Here is a 17076-nt window from a genome sequence, read left to right as displayed (position 1 = left end):
ATGGATACTGTAAGAATCATGTTAGTCGATGATCATAAAATGATCAGAGAGGGTATTAAAACTTACTTAGCAGAAGACGAGAGCTACAAAATTGTAGGTGAAGCAGAAAATGGTATAGACTGCCTAGAGCAGCTCGAGTCTTTGGAAGTAGATTTAGTACTTAGCGATTTGAACATGCCAGAGATGGATGGTTTGGAGTTGGCCAAAGAGTTAAAGTCTAAATTTCCTGATATTAAACTGATTGCACTTACTATGATGGGGGAGAGTCAGCATATTAAACAAATGTTGGCAGAAGGGGCAATGGGCTACTTGCTAAAGAATTGTGGTGAAAGTGAAGTGAAACTCGCTATTCAAAATGTAATGATGGGAGGTACTTATTATAGCCCAGAAGTTACAAGCATTATCATGAATAACATTAGAAAGGTTAAGACCAAATCTAGCAGTAATGTGGCCATGGAAATGCCCCTGACGGATAGAGAGAAGGAAGTTTTGAGGTTAATTCTGAAGGAATATTCGAACCAAGAAATAGCAGATGAGTTGTTCATTTCCGTAAGAACTGTAGACGCACACAAGAGGAATCTTCTTGATAAGACGGGAAGTAAAAATGTAGCTGGTCTCGTAATTTATGCTGTTGACAGACAGCTTTTTGATGATATATAGGAAATAGGTATTTTACCTACTCGATTGAACTAGGTAAATCACCGAGTCTTTCGAGAGGCTCAATTTTGTAATTTTGTTAAAAGCTTCGTAATGCTTATTGGTAAGCAAACGCCACTTAATGATACTCTTCTAGAGGCATTGAAAATTTTCATGCCAAATGCGAGGCTTGTTTCTCCACGTAGCTTCCTTGCGCCAGATTTTATGACTGGCCATTCTAGTGCTGTGGTCTTTGTTAACCTAACAGACCTTACAAACGAGGAGTCAGATATTTTGACCAAGCTGAGAACCCAATTCCCAGGTGTCAAAATAGTAGGAATGCACACGTTTATGGTACCGCAAATGAAAGATCAAATCTTAAATAGAGGGTTTGATGCTTATCTCTCTTTCTTCGACTTTTCTGATGATATCGAAGAAGTTTTAGAGTCTTTTGGTGTTTACTCATAGTAACTCAGTCTTCTTTTTTGGCAGCTTCAGTTCTTGATTCTAGGTTGTCCCATAATGAGAAAGAATCTCAATTATGAACAATTTGTATTTGTTAATCGTCTGATTTTAAAGGTTCTGTGAGTTTGGAGAAGTGTTTGACTTGTTAAGGCAAACAGAGACCAACATGAAAAAGCACTTTCTATTTTGGGGGGCATTAGTGTTCCTATTCAGCGCTTATGGTTGCGCAGACGATGCTTATTTATTTACTGATAAGGAAGAACAAGCTAAGTTAGCTAACCATCAGCAAGCTCTAGTAGGCCAGTGGGTTCTAGAGTCTGAAAATGATACCGAACTTGTCATGGGAATTAAGCCGACTGATTCCGCGCTGACTTTACTTACTCCAACAGGTGAGGCTATTATTGAATCTATCAAACCGCTTGGAGACCTTGGCTTAGTGCTTGAGTTGAGAAATGGTGAAAGTTCAGACAGAATAATGGCCAAGTTTAAGTCTTATCAGAAGACTACACTAGTTTTAATGACTGTTCAGGGAGTAAACTTGGGTATAGAGGCCGAAGTGCCTATGACTTTTAAGAAACTAAAAGAGGAAGCCGTTTTGACAGCTTCCTCTAATGATAAATAATATTATACTGACAGACTATATGTGAAGTGCCCGGTTGTCTGTGGCAGCCAGGCACGCTTCTTTAAACGCCTCTGTGTAAGTTGGGTGAGCGTGAGACATTCTTGCGATATCTTCAGCACTTGCCCTGTATTCCATAGCTACAACAGCTTCAGCAATCATATCTGCTGTTCTTGGGCCAATCATATGTACTCCTAAGATTTCGTCTGTATTCTTGTCAGCTAGCACTTTTACCAAGCCATCGGTATCCATAGAAGCTCTTGCACGTCCTGAAGCTTTGAACGGGAATGAACCTGCTTTGTAGGCTACTCCTTTTTCTTTCAATTGCTCTTCGGTGAATCCTACAGACGCAACTTCTGGCCAAGTATAAACTACTCCCGGTATGAGGTTGTAGTTTATGTGAGGCTTTTGTCCCATAATGGTTTCGGCAACAAATACTCCTTCTTCTTCAGCTTTATGCGCTAGCATGGCGCCTTTGATTACATCACCAATTGCGTAAATGTTATCAGCAGAAGTTTTTAAGTGTTCGTCTACTTCAATTCGGCCTCTATCGTCAGTTTTGATCCCAACGTTTTCAAGTCCTAAACCTTCAGTGTATGGCTTTCTACCAATCGAAACCAAGCAGTAATCGCCCTTAACTTCTACAGTTTCACCTTTCTTGTTTTCAGCCTTAACGGTAACGGTTTTTGCAGTACCTTTTACCTCAGTCACTTTATGGCCTAGGTAGTAGTTGAAACCAAGTTTCTTCAGAGATTTCTTCAACTCCTTGCCCATGGTTTTGTCCATAGAAGGAATTAGGTCGTCCATGAATTCTACCACAGAAACCTCAGCACCTAAACGAGCATAAACTGAACCCAGCTCCATACCGATTACACCGCCACCAATTACGATCATGTGCTTAGGTATTTCTTTAAGTTCTAGTGCTTCAGTAGAAGTGATGATCCTTTTCTTGTCGATTTCAATGAAAGGAAGCGAAGCTGGTTTTGAACCTGTGGCAATAATTACCTTATCAGTTTCAAGTTTAGTCTCCTTACCTTCAGCGTCAGTGACTTTAAGATTGTTTTTGTCGATGAACGAACCAACGCCTGTGTGAACATCGATCTTGTTCTTCTTCATCAAAAAGGCAATACCGTTTACGTTATCTGTAACTACGCCACGCTTTCTTTCAATCATTTGCTCAAGGTTCACTTTTAAATTATCAAGCTGAATACCGTGAGTTTCGAAAGTGTGAGCAGCATTATGGTAATGCTCAGAAGAATCTAATAGAGCCTTTGAAGGGATACATCCAACATTTAAGCATGTTCCTCCAAGTGTATTATATTTTTCAATGATGGCTGTTTTCATGCCTAGCTGAGCGCAACGAATTGCTGCTACATATCCGCCAGGTCCTGAACCAATCACTGTTACATCGTATTTCATTTTGTTGTATTTAGTAGTGAGTACCTAGTATTGAGATTAAATTCCGAGAAGTAGTCTAGTCGGATCTTCAAGTAATTCCTTCACTCTTACCAAGAAGCTGACAGACTCACGGCCATCAATAATTCTGTGGTCGTAAGAAAGGGCTACGTACATGATTGGAAGAATCTTTACCTCTCCATTTACTGCCATTGGTCTTTCCACAATGTTGTGCATTCCTAAAATTGCCGACTGCGGAGCGTTAATGATTGGGGTAGAAAGCATTGAACCGAAGATTCCACCATTGGTGATGGTGAAAGTTCCACCAGTCATTTCCTCGATGGAAAGCTTACCGTCTCTTGCCTTGGTAGCCAATCGGATGATTTCCTTCTCAATTTGATCGAAGCTCATGCTCTCTGCGTTTCTGATTACTGGCACCATCAACCCTTTCGGAGCAGATACAGCAATAGAAACGTCAGTGTAGTCATGGTAAACAATTTCATTACCATCGATCTGAGCGTTTACTGCAGGCCAATCTTTCAATGCCATGGTCACCGCTTTGGTGAAGAATGACATAAAGCCTAAACCAACTTCGTATTTGTCTTTGAACTTCTCTTTGTACTTAGATCTAAGCTCCATGATTGGCTTCATGTTCACTTCATTGAAAGTAGTGAGCATGGCCGTTTCATTCTTCACAGATACTAACCTTCTAGAAACTGTTTTTCTAAGAGAAGACATTTTCTCTCTTCTTTCATCTCTAGCGCCAGCAGCTACAAATGTTGGAGCTGATGCAGGAGCCTCTGACTTAGTTTCTTTCTTAGGAGCTTCTTTGCTCGGGGCTTTAGTATTTTCAGCATCTTCTTTTGTGATTCTGCCGTCTTTGCCTGTTCCTTTAATCTGCGAGGCGTCTAATCCTCTTTCAGCTATAATTTTAGCAGCAGCAGGAGAGGCATGGCCTGTAGCGTAAGTCTCATCTCCGCTTGGAGCAGATGAGCTGGTGCTGGTAGAACCAGTAGCCTCATTTTCAGAAGAGCTTGATGGCGCTCCACCTTCAGTTACTTCAATCTTGCAAATCAAAGCACCAATTTCCAAAGTGCTATCTTCTTCAGCAATAATTCTTAAGATACCATTAGCCTCAGCTGGAAGCTCAAAAGTAGCTTTGTCTGAATCTACTTCAGCAATTACTTCATCGAGTTCCACATAGTCGCCATCAGCTTTCAACCAGCTAGAAATGGTTACTTCTGTGATAGACTCACCAACAGTTGGTACAGTCATTTCCTTCACTTCACCAGTAGACTTAGGCTCGCTTGAACCTTTGTCTTCAGCTGGAGCTGCTTCTTTCTTCTCTTCTTTTAGAGAATCTGAAGAGCCTGAAGCGTCAGTATCAATCAGGCAAACAACATCGCCAATCTCCAAGGTGTCGCCTTCTTCGGCTTTGATGGTTAATTTGCCGGCTGCTTCCGCATTCAACTCGAAAGTAGCTTTGTCTGATTCCAGTTCACAGATTACTTCATCCATCTCAACGAAGTCTCCATCTTTTTTGAACCATTGGGCAATTGTTACTTCGGTAATTGATTCGCCAACGGCAGGAATTTTAATTTCCAAACTCATGATTCTTATGTTTTATGCGAAAGCTTTTTCTATGATTAATTCTTGTTCTTCGGCATGCACTTTGGCAAAACCTGTTGCTGGAGAAGCGCTAGCTTTTCGAGAAATCAGTTTGAGGCTTCTCTCTGGGTATATTCTCTGAATGTAGTTCCAGTAGCCCATGTTTTCTGGCTCTTCTTGCAACCAAACAAAGTCTTCGGCTTTGGTGTACTTGGCCAGAAGATCATTGATTTGTTTCTTAGGGAAAGGATGAAGTTGCTCCAGTCTAATAATGGCAACATCTTTGATTTTATCCTTCTCGCGCTTTTCAATCAGATCGTAATAAACTTTACCCGAGCAAAGCACTACTTTTCTTGCTGAAGCTGGTTTCACTGTATCGTCAGCAATTACCTCTTGGAATCTGCCTGAAGTGAACTCGCTTAAGTCAGAAACTGCCTTAGGGTGTCTCAGTAAAGATTTTGGAGACATTACTACCAATGGCTTTCTAAACTCCCAAGTTAACTGTCTACGCAAAGCATGGAAGAAGTTGGCTGGGGTAGTGATATTAGAAACTACCATATTGTATTCGGCACAAAGCTGAAGATATCTCTCAGGGCGAGCGTTTGAGTGCTCAGGTCCTTGGCCTTCATAGCCGTGAGGTAGCAACAATACAAGGCCGTTCATTCTTTGCCATTTGGTTTCAGAACAAGAAACGAATTGGTCGATCATTACTTGGGCACCATTGGCAAAGTCACCAAACTGCGCTTCCCATATAGTTAACGCGTTAGGGTTAGCCATAGCATAGCCAAATTCAAAGCCCATAACTCCAAATTCAGAGAGAAGAGAGTTGTAGATTTCAAATTTTTGCTCAGCTCCTTCAATATGATTTAAGCTGTTGTATGCTTCGTTAGTATTAGCATCATGTAATACGGCATGTCTATGAGAGAATGTTCCTCTTTGAACGTCTTGACCTGTCAGGCGCACAGGGTTTCCTTCCAAAAGTAAAGTTCCATAAGCAAGGAGTTCACCACCAGCCCAGTTTAGCTGTTTGTCTTTGAAGAACATGTCTTTACGTTGCTTCAATTGTTTCTCAATCTGCTTTATGGGTTTGAAGCCACTTGGAATAGTGGTAAGTGCTTCTGCCACTTTGTTAATTTCTTCCTCTTTAACTCCAGTTTCAGGAGATAGGTCGAAATCTTCTGGTTTAGATCTTCTAAGGTTTCTCCAAGCTTCTTCCAAAGGTTGATATACATACGGTAAAGGTTCTTGTTTTACCATATCTAATCTGTCCTGAAGCATGCTCCTGAACTCTTTGTCCATGTTTTTGGCTAGCTCGCCTTCAACTTCGCCCATTTCAATAAGCTTCTTGTTGTAAACCTCTCTTGGGTTCGGGTGCTTACTGATCTTATTATATAATGATGGCTGTGTGAACTTAGGTTCGTCACTTTCGTTGTGGCCATGCCTTCTATAGCAAACCATGTCAACAAAAATGTCACTACCGAATTTTTGTCTATACTCAGTAGCAAATTGAACACAGAATACCACCGCCTCTGGGTCATCACCATTGACATGAAGTACTGGCGCATCAATCATTTTGGCTACATCGGTACAGTAGACACTTGAGCGAGCATCATCGAAGTCCGTAGTAAATCCAACTTGGTTGTTAATGACAAAGTGAATTGTTCCACCAGTTCTGTAGCCCTCTAACTGGCTCATTTGAACCACTTCGTAAACTACTCCCTGACCAGCAACGGCTGCGTCACCATGAATAAGTACAGGAAGAATTTTAGACCTGTCGTTATCGTATTCGGCATCGCCTTTGGCTCTTACAAAACCTTCAACAACAGGGTTTACCGCTTCTAAGTGTGAAGGGTTCGGAGCTAGTTTAATCTCTACTTTTTCACCAGAAGGAGTATCTACTTGGCTAGAATAGCCCATGTGGTACTTTACATCACCATCACCCATGGTGAGGTCTGGCTTCGCATTGCCTTCAAACTCGTTGAAGATTTGCTCATACGTTTTGCCCATGATGTTGGCTAAAACATTCAGCCTTCCTCGGTGGGCCATGCCAACCATCACTTCTTTTACGCCAAGCTCTGCTCCTTTATTAATTATAGCATCCAAAGCTGGTATAGTAGTTTCGCCACCTTCTAAAGAGAATCTCTTTTGTCCTAAATATTTGGTGTGAAGGAAGTTTTCAAAAACTACGGCCTCATTAAGCTTATTAAGTATGCGCTTTCTTTGTTCCGTAGAAGGTTTGAAGGCTAAAGCCTCCTTTTCAATTTTTTCTCTTAACCACTTGAGCTTTTCAGGGTCTCTTACAGACATATACTCGAAGCCTACCGTGCCTTCATATATGTATTTAAGAGAGTCGATTATCTTTTTAAGTGTAGCTCTACCAATTCCGATTTCGGCACCGCAATTAAACTCAGTGTTTAAATCTGCTTCACTAAGGCCAAAATCTTCAAGTTCAAGAATTGGTTTTCTATCTCGTCTTTCTCTAACAGGGTTAGTTTTAGATCTTAAGTGTGCTCTGGTTCTGTAAGCATGTATCAGGTTTCTTACCTGAACTTCTTTATCAGATACTAGGGCTCCAGAACCACCTTTTTTTGGTTCTTTCTGGTCGCCAGGAAGCATTGGGAAAGACTCTTGTGCGAATTCAAATCCTTCAAAGAACTTTTTCCAGCCTTCTTCAACACTCGAAGGATCTTGAGAATATTGCTGATAGAGCGCCTCTATTGCTTTTGGGTCAGCATTTCCGAGGTAGGAATAATTGCTCATAGGGTGATGTTTTCAATTAATTACGACAAAGGTAAACTGAATGTTTTAAGTAATAAAACCGTGTAAACGATTATACAAATTGAATTTAAATTCAGTTACTTATCTAATCGATTGGTGGTGTAATTGTTTAAGTGTGATAGTTTTTTTATTGCTGATGTGGTTTTAAAGAAAAAGGAGCTATCTTTGCAGTCCTTTTTCGAGACGTGTTCTCAGAAAGAGCGAGGACGTGATCCTCAGAAACCATATAAAAGAAAATGGCAGTAAAAATCAGATTGGCCAGAAGAGGCCGTAAAAGAAGAGCGATGTACGATGTAGTTATCGCTGACGCTAGAGCACCACGTGATGGTCGCTTTATTGAGAAAATTGGAACATACAATCCTAACACCGACCCAGCTACTATCGATATTAATAACGATAGAGCATTCAACTGGTTGATGAATGGAGCTCAGCCTACAGATACTGTAAAGGCTATGCTCTCGTACAGAGGTTTGATGTTGAAAAAACACCTTCAAATTGGTGTTATTAAAGGAGCTTTAACTCAAGAAGAAGCGGATAAGAAATTCGAGGCTTGGGTAGCTGACAAAGAATCTAAGATTCAAGGTAAGGCTGATCAGATTGCTGCAGATAAAGCTGCTGAGAAGAAAGCTAGACTTGAGGCTGAGGCTAAAGTTAGTGCTGCAAGAGCTGAAGCTCTAGCTGCTAAGAAAGCAGAGGCAGAAGCTGCTGCTGCTCCGGCTGAGGAAGCAGAAGAAGGTGCTGAAGAAGCAACTGCTGAGGCTGAAAATACTGAAGCTGAAGGCGAGACTAAAGAATAAGTCAAGTCATGAATATTGATGATTGTTATCAATTAGGTTACATCATCAAACCACATGGTTTAAAGGGTGAGTTACAATTGTTATTAGATGTAGACTCACCTGAAGACTATCAAAATTTGGAATCAGTTTTTGTTCGACAAGGGCAACAGCTGGTTCCTTTTTTTATTGAGTATATCAATGTCAGGTCTGAAAAGGCTATTGTGGCCTTTGATGAAATTCAGGATTTTGAGCAAGCCAAAACCCTAAAAGGGGCAGAGCTTTACTTGCCGCTTTCGGCTTTGCCAGAACCTTCTGGAGATCAATTTTACTTGCATGAGATTGATAGCTTCCAAGTGATTAGCCAGTCCGGTCAGTCTGTGGGGTGTATCAAAAATGTAATAGAGAGTGGTCCTCAGCTTATTCTTGTGGTAGAGAATGTTGGGGGTATAGAAATTCTACTTCCTTACACGGAGTCACTACTAATCAAATTAGACAGAGAAGCCAAAGAGATGCATATCAATATAGCTGATGGTCTGATTGATGTATATACCAACCCAGAAAATGAGGATTGATATCATTACTTGTTTGCCAAAATTGCTTGAGAGCCCTTTCTCTCATTCGATTCTTCAGCGTGCTCAAGATAAAGGTTTGGTAGAAGTTGTGGTGCATGACTTGCGTCAATGGGCTACTAATAAGCAAAAGCAGCTCGATGATTATGCTTATGGTGGTGGTGCTGGTATGGTGATGATGATCGAGCCAATCGACCGATGTATTTCTGAACTAAAAAAAGATAGGGAATACGATGAGGTGATTTACATGACGCCTGATGGAGAGCGATTAGAGCAAGGAATTGCCAATCAGCTATCTCTTAAAAAGAACATCATTATCCTTTGTGGTCATTATAAAGGGGTAGATGAAAGGGTGCGCGAAGCTTTTGTTACTAGAGAAATAAGTATAGGAGATTATGTCTTATCTGGAGGAGAGCTTGCCGCAGCAGTTTTGTCTGATGCTATAATTCGGCTTATCCCTGGGGTGCTTTCGGATGAAACTTCAGCATTGACTGACTCTTTTCAGGATAATTTGCTTGCACCACCAGTTTACACTAGGCCTGCAGAATACAAAGGAATGAAGGTTCCAGAAGTGCTTTTATCTGGCCATCAACAAAAAATTGAAGACTGGCGAGCTCAAAAATCAATTGAGAGAACAAAAGATAGAAGGCCTGATTTACTTGAAGAATAAATTTTCACACAAAACACAGATAATCAAAAACTAATCTCTATATTTGCAGTCCGTTTTGCGGGAAGTGCTTTTAGACGAAGAAATCATGAGCGATCTTATTAAACTAGTAGAGGAAGAAAATAGCGAAAGAAGAGCAGCAATGCCAGCTTTCAATGCCGGTGATACAGTTAACGTACACGTTAAAATCACAGAGGGTAATAAAGAAAGAATTCAGCAGTTCCAAGGAACTGTAATCCAGAGAAAACATGAAGGCACCAATGGTGAGACTTTCACTGTAAGAAAAGTATCTGGTGGTGTTGGGGTTGAAAGAATCTTCCCGATCCTTTCACCAAGCATCGACAAAATTGATGTAGTAAGAAGAGGTAAAGTTAGAAGAGCTAGATTGTTCTACTTAAGAGGGCGTCAGGGTAAAGCTGCTCGTATCAAAGAGAAGCTTTCTAAATAAGCCTTACTATCGCATAAGATATAAAAGCCCCTTTTGGGGCTTTTTTTGTTTTCAGTCAGTCATTTTGTCACAATTCTAAAAAAGGCTCGTTAATTGCACCATCGAGTCAAATTCAAGAAATGGCCACTATTTCATTCTATAAATATCAAGGTACTGGTAACGATTTTGTCATGATAGATAATCGTGACCAGCGCTTCGATAAGTCTAACCTTTCATTAATCTCCCATCTTTGTGACAGACGTTTTGGTATTGGAGCCGATGGCGTAATCCTCATCGAAGAGTCCGCTTCCTCAGACTTCGAGATGATTTATTTTAATCCAGATGGTTCTCAATCTCTCTGTGGCAATGGTAGTCGTTGTGCGGTAATGTTCGCGTGCTTCCTTCAGATTATCGAAGATGAAACTGCCTTCATGGCAATAGATGGCGAGCATACTGCCCGCATAGATGGTGATTTAGTCCATCTCAAAATGCACGATGTGGAGAGTTATGAAGAGATTGGCGAAGATTACCTAATTGATACTGGTTCCCCCCATTATATTAAGTATGTGGAAAGTATAGATACAATAGACCCGATTGCTGAGGGTAGGTCGATTAGATATTCTGAGAGATTTTCAGAGAAGGGTGTTAATGTTAATTTCTTAGAGAAAGTAAACACCAATACCTTGAATATTAGAACCTATGAAAGAGGGGTGGAAGGAGAAACCCTCAGTTGTGGTACTGGATGTACCGCTGCGGCACTTTCATTAGGGCTTCAACAAGAGCTGGCTTCAGTGAATTTACAGGCACAAGGCGGTTTGTTAAGAGTAGACTTTAAAAAGGAGAATGGTAGATTTTCCAATATATATTTAATTGGGCCGGCAAAGGCAGTTTTTCAAGGTCAGATAGAAGTTTAAAGAATTGCTTTAGACCTTCAATAATTAACATCAAGAGACTAACTTTAGCACATAATTTTAAGATATGAGTGTTTTCACTAAAGGGTTGGCAAAGCTTTTCGGAAGCAAGTCAGATAGGGATATTAAAGAAGTGACCCCTTATGTTGAACAGATCAACAAGATTTTCTCCTCATTTGCCAGTTTATCGGACGATGAGTTAAGAAATAAAACAACCGAACTGAAGGAAATTATTGCTTCAGATTTAAAAGAAATTGATGACCAAATTGCTGGGCTTCAGCAGAAAATAGAAGATAATCCTGAGCTAGATATTCAGGAGAAGGAGTCTACTTTTGAAGCTATAGACAAGCTAGAAGAAGAGAGAAACGAGGCGCTTGAAAAAACCTTGATGAACATTCTTCCTCAGGCTTTTGCTGTAGTAAAGGAAACTGCAAGAAGGCTCAAGGAGAATGGTGAACTTAAAGTAACCGCTACCTTGTGGGATAAGCAATTGGCAGCTAAAGGAGATCACATCAAAATAGATGGAGATGTGGCTACTTGGAAGAATGAGTGGATGGCTGCTGGTACGTTAGTAAAGTGGGAAATGCTCCACTATGACGTACAGCTAATTGGTGGCATAGTGCTGCACCAAGGTAAAATTGCCGAGATGGCTACTGGTGAAGGTAAAACCCTAGTGGCCACCTTGCCAGCATACCTCAATGCCTTGGCAGATAGAGGAGTGCATGTGGTAACTGTGAACGACTACCTAGCCAAGCGTGACTCTGAGTGGATGGCGCCTTTATTCCAGTTCCATGGAATGAGCATTGACTGTATTGATAAGCACGCTCCGAACTCAGAAGAAAGAAGACAAGCATACGGTTGTGATATTACTTATGGTACCAACAACGAATTCGGCTTCGATTATTTAAGAGATAACATGTCTCGCGAGGCGAAGGAGTTGGTTCAAAAGAAACACCATTTTGCTATGGTCGATGAGGTGGATTCAGTACTCATTGATGAAGCTAGAACTCCATTGATTATTTCTGGCCCTGTACCAAAAGGTGACGAGCATGAATTCTATGAGCTTAAGCCGAGAATTCAGAAGTTGGTAGATGCGCAAAGAAAACTTTGTAGCCAGTATTTGAACGATGCCAAAAGACTAATCAAAGAAGGTAATGAGCAAGACGGTGGTTTAGCACTTTTTAGAGCATACAGAGGCCTGCCAAAGTATAAGCCTTTGATTAAGTTTTTAAGTGAAACCGGGGTTAAAATCACCTTGCAAAAAACTGAGAACTTTTACTTGCAGGATAATCAGAAAAACATGCCTTTGGCCGATGAGCCACTTTACTTCACTATCGATGAGAAGAGTAATGCGGTAAACTTGACTGAAAAAGGGACAGAACTGATTACTGGCGAAGGAGAAGATCCTAACTTTTTCATCTTAACAGATATTGGAGATATAGTAGCTCAGCTAGAAAAAGAAGAGGGTGTCTCTGATGAAGAAAAGCTGAAAAAGAAGGATGAAGCCATTAAGGATTATAGTGTAAAGGCTCAGCGAATTCATACTGTCAATCAGTTGTTGAAAGCTTATGCTATGTTCGAGAAAGACACTGAGTATATTGTTGTAGACAACAAAGTGAAAATTGTTGACGAACAAACAGGTCGTGTAATGGATGGCCGAAGGTATTCAGATGGTCTGCACCAAGCGATAGAAGCTAAGGAGAATGTAAAAGTGGAAGATGCCACTCAGACATACGCAACTATCACCTTGCAGAATTACTTCAGAATGTACCACAAATTAGCTGGTATGACTGGTACTGCAGAAACTGAAGCTGGTGAGTTCTGGGAGATCTATGAGTTAGATACCGTAGTTATTCCTACCAACAGAAATATTCAGAGAGACGATAGGCAAGACAAGGTTTTCAAAACAGTTAGGGAGAAATTCAATGCTGTGGTAGATGAAATTGTTGAGTTGACCGAGCAAGGAAGACCTGTGCTAGTGGGTACAACTTCTGTAGAAATATCTGAGGTTCTGAGTAGAATGCTCCACCTAAAGAAGATTAATCACCAAGTACTGAATGCCAAGCAACATGCTAGAGAAGCAGATGTTGTAGCAGAGGCAGGTAAGCCAGGAACGGTAACTATTGCTACCAATATGGCGGGTCGAGGTACAGATATTAAGCTGCACCCAGACTCAAAAGCTGCTGGTGGTTTGGCTATTATTGGTACTGAAAGACATGAATCTAGAAGGGTAGACAGGCAGCTGAGAGGTCGTGCAGGTCGTCAGGGAGATCCTGGTTCTTCGCAATTCTTTGTTTCGTTAGAAGATAACTTAATGAGACTTTTCGGTTCGGATAGAGTAGCCAAATTGATGGACAGAATGGGACTTCAAGAGGGCGAAATGATTCAACACTCTATGATCACCAAGTCCATTGAAAGAGCTCAGAAAAAAGTGGAAGAGAACAACTTCGGAATCCGTAAGAGACTTCTTGAGTATGATGATGTAATGAACCAGCAGCGTACTGTTATTTACGACAGGCGTAAAAATGCTCTCCTTGGTGAAAGGCTTCAGTTAGACATCATGAATATGATGTACGACACTTGTGAGGATATTATCAATAACTCGAAGGGTGGAGAAGATTATGACGCCTTCAAGCTAAGCTCAATTAGTGTTCTAGGCTTAGATACTAAGATCTCTGAAGATCAATTTAGAACCACGGATGCAAATACGTTGACCAACGACTTGTACGAAGAGGCTTATGCTGCATATCAGACCAAGAATAGGATGATTGCTGAGCGTACCCTTCCATTCCTTCAGCATATTCAGAAAGAAAGAGGCGCAACTGTACAGAATATTCTTTTACCATTTGCCGATGGGAAAAGACAAATTGGTGTAGCTGTTAATCTGGAGAAAGCGATTGAAACGGATAATCGTGAGACCATCGAAGCCATGGAAAAGGCAATTACGCTTGGCGTTATTGACCTGACTTGGAAAGAGCACCTTCGCGATATGGATGACTTGAAGCAGTCTGTTCAGAATGCGGTGTATGAACAGAAAGATCCGCTTTTGATCTATAAATTCGAAGCTTTCGAAATGTTCAAAGTGTTCCTGAGCAAGGTGAATGAAGACACTATTTCATTCTTGACTAAGGCCTTTATTCCTAGTGAAGATCCGAACAAGGTACAAGAAGCTCGTTCTGCTAGAAAGCAAAGCTATAACGAGTCTAAGGAAGAAAGTAGAAGTGCTTTAGCCGGAAGACAGGATACCAGAAATAGGCCGCCAGTTGAAAAAACAGCGCCTATCAAGTCTGAGAAAGTATATGGAAGAAACGATAAAGTTTCTGTCCAATACACAGATGGAAAGGTGATAAAAGACGTTAAGTTCAAGACGGTTGAAGAAGATATCAAAAACAATAAATGCATTGTATTGGATGAGTAAATCCATAGGAAATATATTATTACTTACACTGATAGTGGCTATGGCTGTATGGAGCTGTAGCCCAACTTCTGTACCCCAGAAGAAAGAAGTGATAGACTATTCTTATGAAGATGACCTGAGTAAGTACAGGCCCATCTTTGAGCAACAAGAACAATCTGATCAACAAGAGCAGAAGGTGATAGCCAATGAGCCTCTAAAGGTGTCTTACGACATCTCCTCTGAGCTTAATGCTGTCATAGATTCTATGCTTGTGAAGAATGATAGTATCCGTTTGGCTGATGGTTACACTATCCTCGTTTATTCAGGGAATGACGAGCTTCAGGCAGGAAGGGTAAGGAATAGACTCTTTGATTTGGTTCCGGAGTGGGAAGCCAGGTTTAGCTATAAACTTCCGACTTACTTTGTGAAAGTGGGTCAGTTTTATCAGCAAATAGAAGCTCAGTCGCTTTACAGAAAAATTAGGAATTACTACCCAACGGCATCTATCGTTCCAGATAAATTCCCAATTGAGAATGATTGATCAGCAGCGCGTTAAAGATTTAGCCAAACAGTTTGCCTCCAATACCATAGATATTAGGAGGCATATTCATGCAAACCCAGAATTGTCTTATGAAGAGTATAAGACCGCTAAGTTTGTTGCAGAACAATTAAGGACTATGGGAATTGAGCCACAAGAAGGCGTGGCTGGTACTGGTTTGGTGGCCATTATTGAAGGTAAGAATCCTGAAAAATACACCGTAGCTCTTCGGGCAGATATGGATGCGCTGCCAATAACAGAGCAGAATGACATACCCTATAAGTCGACTAATGAGGGTGTGATGCATGCTTGCGGGCACGATGTTCATACTTCTTGCGTACTTGGAGCCGCACGAATCCTCAGTGAGTTAAAAGACTCTTTTGAAGGGTCCATTAAATTGATTTTTCAACCTGGGGAGGAGAAGAATCCTGGTGGGGCGTCTTTGATGATTAAAGATGGAGCGTTAGAAAACCCTAAGCCTGGAGCAATGTTAGGGCAACATGTAATGCCATTTATTGAGACTGGTAAGGTTGGTTTCAGGGAAGGTATGTATATGGCCAGTGCCGATGAAATATATCTTACGGTAAAAGGTAAGGGAGGTCATGCCGCTTTGCCAGATAGGTCGGTAGACCCAATTGTAATAGCTGCTCAAATTATTACCGCACTCCAGCAGGTAATCAGTAGAAATGCAGACCCGAAGTCACCAACTGTTCTTACATTCGGTACAATACATGGAGGTCATGCACAGAATATTATTCCAGATGAAGTCAAAATTTCGGGTACCTTCCGAGCACTGGACGAGAACTGGAGGTTCAAGGCTCACGAGCTAATAACACGCGCAGCAACAGGAATAGCTGAAGGTTTAGGTGGAAGCTGTGAGGTTTTTATAGATGTTGGTTACCCTTTCCTTAGCAATGATGTAGATACTACCCGCTTAGCGAGAAAGGCTGCAGAAGACTATTTAGGTAAAGAAAATGTTCAAGACCTTGATTTATGGCTAGGGGCAGAAGACTTTGCTTATTACAGCCACGTGGTTCCTTCTTGTTTCTATAGATTAGGTACGGGTAATGAAGAAAAAGGTACTACCAATGGTGTCCATACTCCAAATTTCAACATTGATGAAGATGCTATTGAAGTAGGTATTGGACTAATGGCATGGATTGCGCTTCAGCAATTAGAAGCTCATAGGAACTCCCGTTAAGAAGCTAATTAAGAACACTAATCCGATACTAATAGCCAGCCCGAAAAACACTTTGCCTAAGTCCTTTCCAAGGTCTTTCAAAGTATTATTTGGTACGTTGCCGTAAGCAAAATATTTAACTGCAATTTCTCTACCTGCTAGTAAGCCTAAGAATACCCAGGTTGTACTCATAGGTACATTGTTCAATTCTTTGAAGAACAATAGTATAATAGCGAAACAGAAATCAATAATAGTTGCAGACCTTAAGTCCATAGTGTTTGACTTTGCCTTTACAATGCCCTGTATAGCCCCGCCTTTTGAATAAAAGATATAGCCTAGCAGAACCAAAAAGACCACTAAAGTAAAGGCCATTGTTGTTGGAGAAACTTCTCTCGGCAGATAAACATATATATTGGCAAAGTCTTGAATTAGCCATTGAGACCATAAAAAACCAGTAGAAAACCATTGCAATACTGTCCATACCCGTTTTTGCTTGGCACTCGGTGGATTTTCTATAAATCGTTTTTCAAATTTCTTCGCAATGAAAAGATAAACAACAATGGCAGCACCAAAGGCTACTAAATAGCCAGACATTGACTTTACAACCATGTCGTAAAGTCCTTTAGGATGAAAAAATGTTAGAATCAAGAAGGAGGTACTAACAGGAATTCCAAACCTAGTAATAATTAACAGTACTATAGGCGGTAGTAAGTAAGCCCAGCCGAACCCCTCTTTATCGACCGGATTGGCATATTTCGGGTTGTCTAAGCTGTGAACAGGGGGGTCGCCAATTAGACGGCCGTATGTAGGATCTCCTCCGTTTACGTACCATCCATAAAGTAGCACTATAGTCAAAAGGGAGGCAGCGAAGATCCATAGAACCCACCACTTTCTGTGCTCATTAGAAGAGAGAAAAGTTCCAAGGGTTTGGATAACATCGTTACCGATAACAGAATATGCTGATAGAATAAAACCAACATACATTACGATCTCTAGCTGGGACATTTTCGGATGAGCTACTGGACAGGTTTAGTTAATCGCTTTAATCGAAGCACAAATCTAAAATTTCTTTTCAGATATCTTATTATAACACCCTTTTGCTACTGGTTG

15 protein-coding genes are annotated in these 17076 nt (G+C 40.9%); 11 read left to right on the top strand and 4 right to left on the bottom strand.

The window, feature by feature from the left end:
• The 3 genes from AWW68_RS01390 (at position 1) to AWW68_RS01380 (ending at position 1723) form a co-directional block, all read left to right on the top strand.
• Complete coding sequence (locus AWW68_RS01390; RefSeq protein WP_068215794.1) at positions 1 to 660, top strand: response regulator; 660 nt, start codon at positions 1 to 3, stop codon at positions 658 to 660.
• 90 nt (positions 661 to 750) lie between these two features.
• Positions 751 to 1104 carry a hypothetical protein gene (locus AWW68_RS01385; protein ID WP_068215793.1) on the top strand — a complete coding sequence of 118 codons (354 nt, stop codon included), beginning with the start codon at positions 751 to 753 and terminating at the stop codon, positions 1102 to 1104.
• A 163-nt stretch (positions 1105 to 1267) separates the two neighbouring features.
• Complete coding sequence (locus tag AWW68_RS01380; protein ID WP_157717475.1) at positions 1268 to 1723, top strand: hypothetical protein; 456 nt, start codon at positions 1268 to 1270, stop codon at positions 1721 to 1723.
• 15 nt (positions 1724 to 1738) lie between these two features.
• Here the strand turns inward: AWW68_RS01380 and lpdA are convergent, their stop codons facing one another.
• Genes lpdA through AWW68_RS01365 form a run of 3 tightly spaced genes read right to left on the bottom strand, consistent with a single transcriptional unit; the run spans position 1739 to position 7483 of the window.
• A complete protein-coding gene (gene lpdA, locus AWW68_RS01375) occupies positions 1739 to 3139 on the bottom strand; it encodes a dihydrolipoyl dehydrogenase (protein ID WP_068215789.1) in 1401 nt (466 codons plus the stop codon).
• Positions 3140 to 3175: 36 nt separating this feature from the next.
• Positions 3176 to 4726 (bottom strand): 2-oxoglutarate dehydrogenase complex dihydrolipoyllysine-residue succinyltransferase, encoded by a 1551-nt coding sequence (gene odhB, locus AWW68_RS01370; protein ID WP_068215787.1) that lies wholly within the window; start codon positions 4724 to 4726, stop codon positions 3176 to 3178.
• Between the two features lie 12 nt (positions 4727 to 4738).
• On the bottom strand, positions 4739 to 7483 hold the full coding sequence (locus AWW68_RS01365) for a 2-oxoglutarate dehydrogenase E1 component (RefSeq protein WP_068215785.1): 2745 nt from the start codon (positions 7481 to 7483) through the stop codon (positions 4739 to 4741).
• A gap of 254 nt (positions 7484 to 7737) precedes the next feature.
• Between AWW68_RS01365 and AWW68_RS01360 the strand changes: the two genes are divergently transcribed.
• The 8 genes from AWW68_RS01360 (at position 7738) to AWW68_RS01325 (ending at position 15987) form a co-directional block, all read left to right on the top strand.
• On the top strand, positions 7738 to 8298 hold the full coding sequence (locus tag AWW68_RS01360) for a 30S ribosomal protein S16 (protein ID WP_068215783.1): 561 nt from the start codon (positions 7738 to 7740) through the stop codon (positions 8296 to 8298).
• A gap of 8 nt (positions 8299 to 8306) precedes the next feature.
• Entirely contained in the window at positions 8307 to 8849 is a 543-nt protein-coding gene (gene rimM / locus AWW68_RS01355; protein WP_068215781.1) for a ribosome maturation factor RimM, read from the top strand.
• The gene (gene trmD, locus AWW68_RS01350; protein ID WP_068215779.1) at positions 8839 to 9516 is read left to right on the top strand and encodes a tRNA (guanosine(37)-N1)-methyltransferase TrmD; all 678 of its coding nucleotides are present in this window, start codon (positions 8839 to 8841) and stop codon (positions 9514 to 9516) included. Before rimM ends, trmD begins: the two co-directional genes overlap by 11 nt.
• An 85-nt stretch (positions 9517 to 9601) precedes the next feature.
• Positions 9602 to 9961, top strand: a complete 360-nt coding sequence (gene rplS, locus AWW68_RS01345) for a 50S ribosomal protein L19 (RefSeq protein WP_068218386.1) — start codon at positions 9602 to 9604, stop codon at positions 9959 to 9961.
• Positions 9962 to 10080: 119 nt separating this feature from the next.
• Complete coding sequence (gene dapF / locus AWW68_RS01340; RefSeq protein ID WP_068215777.1) at positions 10081 to 10854, top strand: diaminopimelate epimerase; 774 nt, start codon at positions 10081 to 10083, stop codon at positions 10852 to 10854.
• A 64-nt stretch (positions 10855 to 10918) separates the two neighbouring features.
• On the top strand, positions 10919 to 14269 hold the full coding sequence (gene secA, locus AWW68_RS01335; protein ID WP_068215775.1) for a preprotein translocase subunit SecA: 3351 nt from the start codon (positions 10919 to 10921) through the stop codon (positions 14267 to 14269).
• Entirely contained in the window at positions 14262 to 14789 is a 528-nt protein-coding gene (locus AWW68_RS01330) for a hypothetical protein (protein ID WP_068215773.1), read from the top strand. Before secA ends, AWW68_RS01330 begins: the two co-directional genes overlap by 8 nt.
• On the top strand, positions 14782 to 15987 hold the full coding sequence (locus AWW68_RS01325; RefSeq protein ID WP_068215771.1) for a M20 metallopeptidase family protein: 1206 nt from the start codon (positions 14782 to 14784) through the stop codon (positions 15985 to 15987). Before AWW68_RS01330 ends, AWW68_RS01325 begins: the two co-directional genes overlap by 8 nt.
• Here the strand turns inward: AWW68_RS01325 and AWW68_RS01320 are convergent.
• A complete protein-coding gene (locus AWW68_RS01320) occupies positions 15961 to 16971 on the bottom strand; it encodes a hypothetical protein (RefSeq protein ID WP_068215769.1) in 1011 nt (336 codons plus the stop codon). The genes AWW68_RS01325 and AWW68_RS01320 overlap by 27 nt on opposite strands.
• Positions 16972 to 17076: the final 105 nt, after the last annotated feature.

The organism is Roseivirga spongicola, from assembly GCF_001592965.1.
GTDB lineage: Bacteria > Bacteroidota > Bacteroidia > Cytophagales > Cyclobacteriaceae > Roseivirga > Roseivirga spongicola.
This window is presented reverse-complemented; position numbering and strand designations above follow the sequence as displayed.